The 12215-nt window shown below is 45.3% G+C and carries 14 protein-coding genes; 13 read left to right on the plus strand and 1 reads right to left on the minus strand.

Annotated elements, in window-relative coordinates:
• The 4 genes from WBV27_RS00795 to WBV27_RS00810 form a co-directional block, all read left to right on the plus strand.
• A partial coding sequence (locus tag WBV27_RS00795; RefSeq protein ID WP_424198554.1) for a HisA/HisF-related TIM barrel protein occupies positions 1-433 on the plus strand: 433 nt, incomplete at its 5' end.
• Positions 430-1194: an imidazole glycerol phosphate synthase subunit HisF gene (hisF, locus tag WBV27_RS00800; RefSeq protein ID WP_086629785.1), complete on the plus strand. Its 765-nt coding sequence runs from the start codon at positions 430-432 to the stop codon at positions 1192-1194. The genes WBV27_RS00795 and hisF, both read left to right, overlap by 4 nt.
• Positions 1187-1828, plus strand: coding sequence for a bifunctional phosphoribosyl-AMP cyclohydrolase/phosphoribosyl-ATP diphosphatase HisIE (gene hisIE, locus WBV27_RS00805; protein ID WP_424198557.1), 642 nt, complete (start codon positions 1187-1189; stop codon positions 1826-1828). Before hisF ends, hisIE begins: the two co-directional genes overlap by 8 nt.
• A gap of 244 nt (positions 1829-2072) precedes the next feature.
• Positions 2073-2357 (plus strand): DUF503 domain-containing protein, encoded by a 285-nt coding sequence (locus WBV27_RS00810; protein ID WP_424198558.1) that lies wholly within the window; start codon positions 2073-2075, stop codon positions 2355-2357.
• Between the two features lie 180 nt (positions 2358-2537).
• Here the strand turns inward: WBV27_RS00810 and WBV27_RS00815 are convergent, their stop codons facing one another.
• Positions 2538-3299 (minus strand): GNAT family N-acetyltransferase, encoded by a 762-nt coding sequence (locus WBV27_RS00815; RefSeq protein WP_424198560.1) that lies wholly within the window; start codon positions 3297-3299, stop codon positions 2538-2540.
• 198 nt (positions 3300-3497) lie between these two features.
• Here WBV27_RS00815 and WBV27_RS00820 point away from each other — a divergent pair, with 198 nt between their 5' ends.
• The 9 genes from WBV27_RS00820 to WBV27_RS00860 all read left to right on the plus strand — a co-directional run bounded on the left by WBV27_RS00820 (position 3498) and on the right by WBV27_RS00860 (position 11700).
• On the plus strand, positions 3498-4535 hold the full coding sequence (locus WBV27_RS00820; RefSeq protein ID WP_424198562.1) for a DUF7309 domain-containing protein: 1038 nt from the start codon (positions 3498-3500) through the stop codon (positions 4533-4535).
• 177 nt (positions 4536-4712) lie between these two features.
• Positions 4713-5468 (plus strand): MurR/RpiR family transcriptional regulator, encoded by a 756-nt coding sequence (locus tag WBV27_RS00825; RefSeq protein ID WP_424198564.1) that lies wholly within the window; start codon positions 4713-4715, stop codon positions 5466-5468.
• 256 nt (positions 5469-5724) lie between these two features.
• A complete protein-coding gene (locus tag WBV27_RS00830) occupies positions 5725-7125 on the plus strand; it encodes a glycoside hydrolase family 1 protein (protein ID WP_424198566.1) in 1401 nt (466 codons plus the stop codon).
• Between the two features lie 196 nt (positions 7126-7321).
• Positions 7322-8626: a PTS sugar transporter subunit IIC gene (locus WBV27_RS00835; protein ID WP_424198568.1), complete on the plus strand. Its 1305-nt coding sequence runs from the start codon at positions 7322-7324 to the stop codon at positions 8624-8626.
• A gap of 66 nt (positions 8627-8692) precedes the next feature.
• Entirely contained in the window at positions 8693-9013 is a 321-nt protein-coding gene (locus WBV27_RS00840; protein WP_424198570.1) for a PTS sugar transporter subunit IIB, read from the plus strand.
• A 24-nt stretch (positions 9014-9037) separates the two neighbouring features.
• Positions 9038-9355 (plus strand): PTS lactose/cellobiose transporter subunit IIA, encoded by a 318-nt coding sequence (locus WBV27_RS00845; protein WP_106450373.1) that lies wholly within the window; start codon positions 9038-9040, stop codon positions 9353-9355.
• 105 nt (positions 9356-9460) lie between these two features.
• A complete protein-coding gene (locus WBV27_RS00850) occupies positions 9461-10897 on the plus strand; it encodes a glycoside hydrolase family 1 protein (RefSeq protein WP_424198572.1) in 1437 nt (478 codons plus the stop codon).
• A 139-nt stretch (positions 10898-11036) separates the two neighbouring features.
• Positions 11037-11357, plus strand: a complete 321-nt coding sequence (locus WBV27_RS00855) for a PTS sugar transporter subunit IIB (RefSeq protein WP_086986658.1) — start codon at positions 11037-11039, stop codon at positions 11355-11357.
• 25 nt (positions 11358-11382) lie between these two features.
• Positions 11383-11700 carry a PTS lactose/cellobiose transporter subunit IIA gene (locus tag WBV27_RS00860; protein ID WP_068561593.1) on the plus strand — a complete coding sequence of 106 codons (318 nt, stop codon included), beginning with the start codon at positions 11383-11385 and terminating at the stop codon, positions 11698-11700.
• The last annotated feature ends 515 nt before the right edge of the window (positions 11701-12215 follow it).

Raw genomic sequence — 12215 nt, forward strand, 5'->3', positions numbered from 1 at the left:
CAAGCACTATTTCGAAAAAGGCGCCAGCTATGTGATCGTCGGGACGAAAGGGCTGCAGGATCTGCCATGGTTGGCTGAGATGACGGCGAAATATCCCGGAAAAATCTACTTGGGTCTGGATGCAAAAGGCGAACTGGTCGCCGTGAACGGTTGGACAGAAACGGGCCGCCAGACCATCTATGATGTCGTGGAAGCGACGAATCCGATGGCCTTGGGAGGCATCATCTATACGGATATCTCGAAAGACGGCAAGATGGCCGGGCCGAACTTTGAGTTGACGGGCAAGCTTGTCGAACTCTCGACCCATCCCATCACCGCATCAGGCGGCGTCCGCAACATCGAAGACATCAAAAAATTGGAAGCTTTGGGTGTGGCGGCAGCCATCGTCGGCAAAGCGGCCAATACGGATGCCTTCTGGGAGGGCTTGGCATGATAAAGAAACGGATCATTCCCTGCCTGGATGTGAAGGACGGAACCGTCGTAAAAGGGATCCAATTCAAGGGATTGCGCGAAATCGGCGATCCGGTCGAACTGGCGAAGCGCTACAATGCTTTGGGTGCGGATGAACTTGTCTTTCTGGACATCTCCGCAACCGAAACCGGACACAACCTGATGATCGATGTCATCCGCAAAACGGCGCAACAGCTGTTCATCCCGATGACGATCGGCGGCGGCATCAAGTCGACGGATGACATTTCCCGTCTGCTCAATGCCGGAGCGGATAAAGTCAGCCTGAATTCATCAGCATTGGCGAATCCGCAGCTGATCAAGGAAGCGAGCGACAAGTTCGGCAGCCAATGCATTTGCATCGCTGTCGATGCGAAATGGGAAGCCGATAAAGAGGAATGGTATTGCTATACCCACGGCGGGAAAAAACGGACCGACATCAAGACGTTGGACTGGGTGCAGCAAGTGGAAGCTCTGGGGGCCGGGGAATTGTTGGTCACCAGCATGGATTATGACGGCATGAAACAAGGCTTCGATCACCGTCTGCTGAACAAAATCCAAGCATTGGTATCGATCCCGGTCATCGCTTCCGGAGGCGGCGGCAATGCCCAGCATTTCGCCGACTTGTTCAAGGAAACGGATGTATCGGCTGGATTGGCAGCTTCAATCTTCCATGATGAAGAAGTGTCGATCGCCGAAGTGAAAGAATGCTGCACGGAGAATGGAGTGGATATGCGCAATGTCTAAATACGATGCACTAGTGCCTGATTTTTCGAAAGGGTTATTGACTGTCGTTCTTCAGCACTTTACGAACAAAAATGTTTTGATGGTCGGCTTCATGAATGAAGAGGCCTTCGAATTGACGAAACGGGACGAGGTTGTCTGGTTCTTTTCCCGAAGCAAGAACAGACTCTGGAAAAAAGGCGAGTCCAGCGAGCATTACCAGTTCGTGAAGGACATGTATCTGGACTGCGACCAGGACGCGTTGCTGATCATGATCGAACCGGCCGGTCCAACTTGCCACCGCAACACGGAAAGCTGTTTCGATGTGCCGGTTGCCTTTGGTTTGGATGACTTGGAAGAGACCATCCGCCAGCGCGCTGTCGGACATGATGAAAAGTCCTACACGAACTACTTGCTGGACAAGGGCACAGATAAAATCGCCAAGAAATTCGGCGAGGAAGCCTTCGAAGTCGTCATCGGCGCCAAAAACCACGACAAAGAAGAGGTCGCCAACGAAACGGCAGACCTCCTTTATCACCTCGGCGTACTCCTGTACGACCAAGGCGTCGACGTAGCCGATGTGACCAAAGTCCTCATCGAACGTCACCAAAAGAAAAACAACTTCAAAGGCGAACGAAAAGATGTAGATAACTATTAGGATACGATGAATTGCGGGTAGGGGATGAGCACTAAGAGGACATTACGAGAACGGCCGCTTTTTGGCCGTGACGTAATGTCAGCTTAGGCGGAATCCCCTGCAATTCAGAGTTCAACTACTAGGATACGATGAATCCCGTCCTTGATTTATCCGGTAACCGGAGCTATCCCTTGACAGAAGGGGAAGTTTCGGTTATTTTTTGTGGTGAAGAGAGAATGTTTCCATATTAATTTAAAATGGGGCGATGACAATGAACGTGTTGGCTGTGGAACTATCTATGCGGCTTTTTGATTCCAATTCTCTGAAGGACAAGCGCAGCGTTGTGAAAAGCATCCTTGCCAAGATGCATCAACGTTACAATGTCAGCATTGCGGAAGTATCGGCACAGGATATGTTGAACCAAGCTGTCATCGGATTGGCGGTTGTCAACAACTCGCGGGTCCTATGCCAACAAATCGTGGATAAAATTATTGAGGAAATCGAATCGAATTATCCTGTGGAAATCTACCAAATCAACGAAATCGAATGAAAAAAACGAATAGGGGCTGTATCGGATCCAGAATAGAATTCTCTGGATTTGATACAGCTTTTTTATTGCTTTTAGCATTCTGGTTGTCCGATTCATTCGGTTTATCGGACAACGTTCGCTGTAGTTAGGGCTGCTGCACGCAAAAAAGGCTGTCTACGTATGAGACAGCTCATTGATCCGTTATTTGAAGACTTTAAGGAGCTCGTAGCGGAAAGAAATGTATGTGTAATTTTGGCGATTGTACATCTCGCGCGCTGTATCCGCTGCATCAGCCACCAAAAGGACGGTCTTACCGATGGCATGCTCCATGACGAATTGCTGCAGCGCCGTTCCGACACCTTTGCATCGGTAATCCATGGCGACGTAGAAATTGTCGATTTCAATGCTGTCCTCTTTCAGATAGAGATCGATGGAACCGACCGCTTCATCGGAGCGGGTTGCCACGATGGGACAGAATGCGGGATTTTCGAATTTAGCCAGGGTGTAAGGCTGCTTCTGTTTTGCGAATTCCTCGCTGACTTCCTTGTCGGCCTGTGCGGACAAAGCCAGATAGGCAACGCGGTTATCGTCGTTCACCCATTCCACTCTGACATCGGAAGGCGTTTCATCAATCCGCGTCGGCACAAAGGTTCCGGGAGGGGCTGCGTAGAGTTCAAGGACATCCAGGCTGAAATCGTTCGATCCCAGATAGGAAATGATCGGCTGCGGAATTTCACAATCTTCGGGCCAAATGAATTTTATGAAATCCTGGCCATATTTTTGCTGCTCTGATTTCAAATAGGACTCCGTCTCCACGAATTCAGCGAAGGTCGGAATACGATTGAAAATGACATAATTCTCGATGTGCATAAAAAGAGCTTCTTCATTGCGATGATGCGTGTACAGAGATGTTTCTTTGACTACTGATTTGCTGTGTTCGATATCCTTGAAAGAAAAGGTCATTTTTGGACTCCTTAAAAAGAAAAATTGATGCACGCTTCAAGATATGATAGCATAGGAAAGGAATTTGTTACAATAAGCCGAAACAGGATAAGCGGCCGGAAACGCCGGAAACATATGCCAAAAACAACGGCGTGTGCTCCGAATTCCATCTTTATCAGGGGTTTGGGCTTATGCTTTGTAAATAGATAGGAGAAATGAATGAGAGATTATCAAAAATTGTACGAAAACATAAAGGCTTTCCATAAATTGAAGCCTTGGGACAAAATGAAAGACACGGACGTTGTCGGGATCAAATATTCCGATCGCAAGGAGCCTGTATTCTTTGCTTTGGATGGGCTGGATGAGGACAGCATCGGATTGAGTGTATTCAGGGATGTTTCGGAATACATCCTCTACTTGGATCTGTTGGAGTCTGAGTTCACGGAAGCGGATGGCATCGGGGAATACACCGAAAAGCTGAAAAACATCAGACTGGAATTCGTCGACCGAAGCAAACTGGAAGAAATCGACTACAATCGCATCCGCACAACGGATGTCAAATTCCGCGGCAAGCAAGCTTGGCCGGAACTGCTGGACTTTACGCCAGGCTTTGTTCCTTGGTCAGCGTCCGAAGAGGACATCGCTCTTTTTGAGCGGGTGCTGGAGAGCTTTTTGGAAATGTTCCCCACCTACAGCAAACTGGACTTTGACAAATCCTTTGCGGCAGATGACGTTCCGACGCGCTACTATTACCAAGCCGGTACAAAAGACAGCGTCTGGAAATTGAAAGAAGAACATATCCTCGCATTCCTGACTGGCGGCGAATTGACGAAAGGTCCATACGATCTGATGCTTTCCCAGTTCGAAATCCGTCGTCTGATGATGGAGAAGAAAAACTTCTTAAGAAATACCTTCGAAGTGGACTTGTTTTATTTACCACAACCAATCACCTTCAAAGAAGGGGAACGGCCGCGTTTTGTGAAGATGATGGCCATCGCAGACAAGAAATCAGGGGAAGTTCTGCTGGCTACAGTGCTGACTTCCGATAAATCACGCGATATCCAATTCGAACTGTACAAATATCTGTTTGAGGCGAAAGTTTTTCCTGCAAAAATCGAAATGCGCGGAGACAGCGTATTGGAAACCTTCGAAATGTTGGTTCCCTTGCTGGATGAGCTGGACATCGCACACAGTGAAAAGAGCAGATTGCGCAAAATCGAGGCATTCCGCAAAAGCCTTGCGGAAGATATCTTCTGAGAAAAAATCTATTTTTACTGAAATAAGCATCACAAGAAAACAAAACAATTTTGCGTTCCGTAAAATTGTTTTGTTTTTTGTTATTTTCAAAATACATGGTAAAATGGTTAAGAAGAAAAGACAACGAACTAATGCACGCCTCAGAGCTTATTTTGTTCCGGATAAAGGGGTTTTTACGTGTTCAATCAAGAGAATGTAAAGTTACTGACGAATACAGAGTTAAAGGTATACGAGTACATCGTGCAGCGTACCCAAAAAGTCATCCGTATGAGCGTTCGCGAGATAGCTTCCGAGACCCATGTATCGCCGGCGACGGTTACGCGGACCATCAGCAAGCTGGGTTTCGAAAACATCTGGGAGTGCAAACTGCATCTGAAGGAAATGGACAACCGCAAACACAATAAGAAGGTGTTTGAAACTTCCGAAATCGTCGAAGAGTTTTTCAGCCGTTCTATGCAGTCGGAATACGAAGAAAAAATACAAGCTGCAGTCGAAATGATAGCCAATTCCGACGTTGCCCTCTTTTTCGGCATCGGTACTTCGGGCCTGATCGCTGCCTATGCGTCCCGACAGTTTTCAAACTTGGGTCAAAGCACTTTCCATATCCAAGATCCCTACTATCCATTTCACTTGATCAGCCGGCAATATACGAACACGGTTGCAATTGTTTGTTCTGTCTCAGGAGAAACAGAAATCATGTTAAGGAAAGCGGGAGATCTGAAGAGCCTGGGCAGCAAAATCATAAGCATCACGAATTCCTCCACAAATTCATTGGCCAGACAGTCGGATATAAACTTTGCCTATCACCTGACTCCTGAATATGTCGACGAAGAGGTCAACGTGACTTCCCAACTGCCGGCCGTGTTTTTGATTGAAACACTGGCAAGGCGTAATTATAACTACATGCAACAAATGCTTAACAATAAGCTTTAACAGAGAGTTAAGTTGAAACAAATCGTTTCTTTTTTGAAACATCATTCCAAAAGCTGATTATTGTTCCTTTAATGCATGTAACTGTTTACATTTCGTTCACAAACTCTATAATAAGCTTATATTGAAAAACAGAAAGCGCATTCGCAATCTGGAAGCGACTCTTTTTGAAAAGAAGAGAGTTCGCTTTTGAAAATCATGTAACCGCTTAAAGGCAGTCGACTTCCTGAGTGGAAATCGATAGGGAAGGAATGAGAGTATGTATCATAAGAAATTGAAACCGTTTAAAGAAGATTTTTTATGGGGATCCGCAACCAGCGCATATCAAGTTGAAGGCGCTTGGAACGAAGACGGAAAAGGACCATCTGTTCAGGACGCGAAGGAAATCGTTCCGGATACTTCTGATTTTAAAGTAGCTACTGACCATTACCACCACATGCAGGAAGATATCGCCTTGTTGGCTGAGATGGGCTTCAAAACCTATCGCTTTTCGATTTCATGGTCACGGGTCATTCCGGACGGTGATGGAGAAGTCAATCCGAAAGGACTTCAGTTCTACAGCGATTTGATTGATGAATGTCTGAAATACGGTATCGAACCGTTAGTGACGGTCTACCATTTTGACTTGCCGCAAGGACTTGCTGAAAAAGGTGGCTGGGAAAACCGCGCCACAATCGATGCTTTTGTCCGCTACTGCGATGTCCTCTTCGATAACTTAGGAGACCGCGTCAAATTATGGCTGACGATCAATGAACAGAACATGATGATTCTTCACGGCGCTGCAGTCGGTACAGGTGAAAGCACCTTGAAATCCTTGTACCAACAAAACCACCACATGCTTGTTGCACAAGCGATGGTGATGAACAACTGCCACGAAAAATTACCGCATGTGAAAATCGGACCGGCACCGAACATTTCGGCCGTCTATCCGAAATCGAACAACCCAGCGGATGTCCAAGCAGCCGATTTGTATACCGCAATCCGTAACTGGCTTTATCTCGATATCGCCGTGTATGGTGTATACAATCACCAAGTGTGGGCTTACCTGGAAGAAAATGACGCTCTGCCTGATATGGAACCAGGTGATTTGGAGATATTGAAATCCGCGGAATGCGATTTCATCGCCTTCAACTACTACAACAGCTCGACTGTTCAAGCCTATCCGGCCGGAACGGAACGCGCAACAGGCAAAAAAGATCAGCAGTTATCAGATAGCCAAGAAGGATTCTTCGCAGGATCCGACAATGAGCATCTTCCTTATACAGAATTCGGTTGGCAGATCGACCCCACTGGATTCCGCACGACGATTAACCAAATTTACTCTCGTTATCGTAAACCCCTGATCGTTACTGAAAACGGTTTAGGCGGTATTGATAAGCTGGAAGATGGGAAGGTCCATGATCACTATCGGATCGACTATCTCCGCAACCATATCGAACAGATGAACCTGGCTGTTACGGATGGAGCAGATGTGTTCGGGTATTGCACCTGGAGTGCGATCGACCTCATCAGCACCCACCAAGGGTTCCGCAAGCGTTATGGCTTTGTTTACGTCAACCGGGAAGACTTCGATCTGAAAGATCTGAAGAGATACCGGAAAGATAGTTTCTATTGGTACAAAGGAGTGATCGCGTCGAACGGGGAAAAACTGGAAGGTTAGAGGTAGACAGCAAGAAAAGTTTTTCGCGCCATCCGTTGTTGATAAAGAACAGCGGTAAATGAATGCGGAAAACGAAGGCCCATTGTTCTGAGACTGACTGGCAGAATCCGGACAAGCAATCATATCAATTTATTTTACTGTTCCCGAAGACGATGAGTTGTCTTCAAAAGTGTTCCCAACAGAGGAGGATTTTATTATGGATAAATTCTTAGATGTTTTACAAGAAAAATTAGGCCCTATAGCTTATAAATTAAATGCAAACCGCTACTTGTCCGCTATTAAAGAAGGTTTCTTCGGAGCGATGTCGCTATTGATCATCGGTTCCATGTTCCTGTTGATCGCCAACTTGCCGATTCCAGGCTACGCTGATTTCATGGCAGGCATCTTCGGAGCTGACTGGACGCAATTCTTCATGGTTCCTTACAGCATGACCATGAACATCATGACGATCTTCGTTATGATAGGGCTCGCAAGAGATCTATGCAAAACTTATGAAATTGACGATTTAGCAGGGATCATCTATTCGCTAGTCGGATTCCTTATTTTAACACCATCTATTTTAAGCACAGATAATGCTGCTGGAATCCCGATGGGTAACTTAAGCGCCAGCGGTTTGTTCCTAGGTATGATGAGCACTGTGTTAGCGGTTGAAATCATGCGCTTCGTCCTGTCAAGAGGTTGGACAATCAAGATGCCGGATTCTGTTCCGTCAAACGTTGCGAAATCATTTGATGCTTTAGTTCCCGGTCTGTTGATCATTTTAGTATTCGATATTTTGAAATTAGTTTTCGCAATTACACCATACGGAACAGCTCAATCTTTCATTTTCCAAATCATCCAAGCTCCACTGACAAGTATTGGTGCTACTTTACCAGCAACAATCCTTATCATCATCTTGGAAACATTATTGTTCTCATTCGGCTTGCACGGACCAAACATTTTGGGTGCCGTTATGCAACCTATCTGGTTGACACTGACAGCTGAAAACGCTACTGCATTTGCAGCTGGAGCTCCATTGCCTAACATCGTTAACTACCAATTCTACGCTAACTTCATCAAAATCGGTGGTTGCGGAGCAACATTTGGTTTAGCTTTATTATGCTTGGTCGCTGCAAAATCCACTCAATTCAAAACATTGGGTAAATTGGCAATCGGCCCTGCAATCTTCAACATCAACGAACCATTGATCTTTGGTATGCCAATCGTATTGAACCCGATCTTGATGATTCCGTTCATCATTGCACCAGTTGTGATGACTATCCTATCTTATGTAGTGATGAGCATCGGACTTGTGCCGTTGGCAAATGGGGTTAACATTCCTTGGACTACACCACCAATCATTTCTGGTTTCCTTATCAGCGGTTGGCAAGGTGCTGTATGGCAATTGATCGAAATGGCGCTAAGCGCTGTAATCTTCTACCCATTCTTCAAATTGGAAGACAACAAAGCTTACAACGTTGAAATTGGTGAAGTTGAAACTTCAGGCAACGTAGCAGCATAATAACATAGCAGTACAATGAGCCCCTTTTATAGGGGCTCAAATATATATAAGGGTGGAGAAAATATTATGGCAGATAAAACAATCATGTTAGTATGTGCAGCTGGAATGAGCACCAGCTTACTTGTATCAAAAATGCAAAAAGCGGCGGCAGCGCAAGGATTGGACGCTGATATTTTCGCAGTATCCGCTTCAGAAGCAGACGCACATTTGGCTAAGAAAAAAATCGACGTCCTGATGTTGGGACCTCAAGTCAAATACATGAAGAAACAATTCGAAGATAAAGTTGCCGGCACAGACACAAAAATGGATGTCATCAACATGCAGGACTACGGCATGATGAACGGCGAAAAAGTATTGAAAACAGCCCTCACTTTGATGGGACTATAATAAAAAGACTAAGGAGTTTATAACATGGCAGAACCAAAAAACCTGGATGTCATCATGCAATTGATCATGCATGGGGGCGATGCAAAAGGAAATGCTATTGAAGCGATCGAAGCGGCAAAAGCAGGAGACTTTGCATTAGCAAGCGAAAAAATCGGCGAATCGGAAAAAGCATTGGTGGAAGCCCACCATGCGCAGACCGGTCTGTTGACACAAGAAGCATCAGGAGATGCAGTTGAACTGTCGTTATTGATGGTCCACGGACAAGACCACTTGATGACTTCGATCGCATTCAAAGACTTGGCGAAAGAAATCGTCGAAATCTATGAGAAAATCGCAAAATAATCACTGATCACCAAACATAGATGGACCATAAATCGCTCATATGATTTATGGTCCATTTTGTATTTTGAGAAGCAGAAACAAACTAAACAGAAAGCGGGTCATGATATGCAACACAAAAAATTGAAGGATTTTCCGGAAGGCTTCTTATGGGGTTCTGCCTCGGCCTCCTATCAAGTCGAAGGGGCTTGGGATGAAGACGGGAAAGGCGCATCTGTCTGGGATACCTTTGTCAGGATTCCCGGCAAAACTTTTAAAGGAACGAACGGGGATGTAGCGGTTGACCACTACCACCGATTCAAAGAGGATGTCGCGCTGATGGCTGAACAGGGGCTGAAGGCTTACCGTTTCTCGATTGCCTGGAGCCGCATCTTCCCGCACAATATGCAGGAAGTGAACGAAAAAGGTCTGCAGTTTTATGATGACCTGATCGATGAATTGCTGGCGAACCATATTGAACCGGTTGTCACGTTGTATCATTGGGATATCCCGCAATATCTGCAGGATGATTATCTGGGCTGGGAGTCCCGCCAGATTATCGAAGATTTCACCACTTATGCAGAAACTGTGTTCCGGAGATACGGCGACCGGGTCAACTATTGGGTATCCTTGAATGAACAAAATGTCTTCATTTCCCATGGTTACTTGATGGCGACCCACCCGCCGGCAGTGAAAGATCCGAAACGGATGTACCAAGCCAATCATCATGCGAATGTAGCGAATGCGGCAGCCATCAAAAAGTACCGTTCGCTGGGATTGCAAGGAAAAATCGGTCCGAGTTTTGCCTATTCACCTGGGTACCCTATTGATGCCCGTCCAGAAAACATTCTGGCGGCGGAGAACTTCGACGAATTGAATGCCTATTTGTGGATGGATGTCTATGCCAAAGGGGAGTACCCTTCCGTCATCTGGAATTGGTTGGAAGAGAATGACCTGTTGCCTGAAACGCTACCGGAGGATTTTGAAGTATTGAAAGCCGGCAAACCGGATTTCATGGGCGTGAATTACTATCAGACATCAACTGTTGCCGCGAACCCATTGGATGGCGTCGGCATCGGGACACCGAATTATTCCGGCGAAAAAGGAAGTACCGAAAGAGGCGGGATTCCAGGCGTCTTCAAAGAAGTGCTGAATCCATTTGTCGAAAAAACCAATTGGGATTGGGATATCGATCCAGTTGGGCTTCGGATTGCCTTGCGTCGGATAAACAGCCGATATGGACTGCCGATATTGATAACCGAAAATGGATTGGGTGAATACGACAAGCTTGAAGAGGGAGAGATCCATGACCAGTACCGGATCGACTATTTGAACGACCATGCCAAAGCCGTCCAGGAAGCCATCACGGATGGGGTCACAGTGCTTGGCTACTGCACTTGGAGCTATACCGATCTTTTGAGTTGGTTGAATGGTTATCAAAAGCGCTATGGTTTCGTATATGTAGACCGCGATGAGGACAGTCCGAAAGAATTGAAACGCTACAAAAAGGCCAGTTATTACTGGTACAAAGAGCTCATAGAACAAAACGGCAAGAACCTGAAGTAGAATCTTTTCTTCGTGAAAGCGATAAGAAAGCGGTTTGCTGAAAACGTTTGTAAATTTATGTAAGTGCTTGCGACAAACGCTATCATCTGTGTTATAATAATTGCATATCAAATTAATTTTATGGATGGAGAGAATGAATATGGCAGATAAAACAATCATGTTAGTATGTGCAGCTGGAATGAGCACCAGCTTACTTGTATCAAAAATGCAAAAAGCGGCGGTGGCACAAGGATTGGACGCTGATATTTTCGCAGTATCCGCTTCAGAAGCAGATGCACATTTGGCTAAGAAAAAAATCGACGTTCTGATGTTGGGACCTCAAGTTAAATACATGAAGAAACAATTCGAAGATAAAGTTGCCGGCACTGATACAAAAATGGATGTCATTAACATGCAGGACTACGGCATGATGAACGGCGAAAAAGTATTGAAAACTGCTCTTACATTAATGGGCGAATAATAAAAACACTGAAGGAGTAACTCTAATGGCAGAACCAAAAAACCTGGATGTCATCATGCAGTTGATCATGCATGGGGGCGATGCAAAAGGAAATGCGATTGAAGCGATTGAAGCGGCAAAAGCAGGAGACTTTGCATTAGCGAACGAAAAAATCGGCGAATCGGAAAAAGCATTGGTGGAAGCCCACCATGCGCAGACCGGTCTGTTGACACAAGAAGCATCAGGAGATGCAGTTGAACTGTCGTTATTGATGGTCCACGGACAAGATCACTTGATGACTTCGATCGCATTCAAAGACTTGGCGAAAGAAATCGTCGAAATCTACGAGAAAATCAGTAAATAAAAAATCGAAATATGAGCGAATATTCGGTGAAAACCGGATATTCGTTTTTTTATTTGCGTTTTTTTGCTTCGCACTCTAATGAAGGAATGTATAAACGAACTCATTTATTCGGCCGTCTGGGCGTTTCTCTGTCAAAAAGTGTTGACAACAGAAGGTGCCGGGTGGTAGTATTTAGAAGTTGTCCACGAGAGCAAAGAAAACAATTGAAAAAAATTGTTGACATGCAATCGTGTGGGTGATAAGATATAAAAGTTGCTGCTTCGAGCGGTCGTCAGTAAATGTTTTTGAAAAATATTTCAAAAATAGCTTGACGGATAAACGAAGCCGTGCTAATATAAATAAGCAATCACGTAACACGTGATACACGATTGACCTTTGAAAACTGAATGAAGAATGAACGAACCAAATGTGCAAGGAGCTTAGACTTCGGTCGAAGCAAACGAAGACGATACTTAGTATCGCAAACATAAAGTCAGCAAGAAATTAAGAGCTATCAGCTTAACATGTAGGATTTC

It is taken from the genome of Trichococcus sp. (genome assembly GCF_049589555.1).
In the GTDB taxonomy this organism is placed as follows: Bacteria; Bacillota; Bacilli; order Lactobacillales; family Aerococcaceae; genus Trichococcus.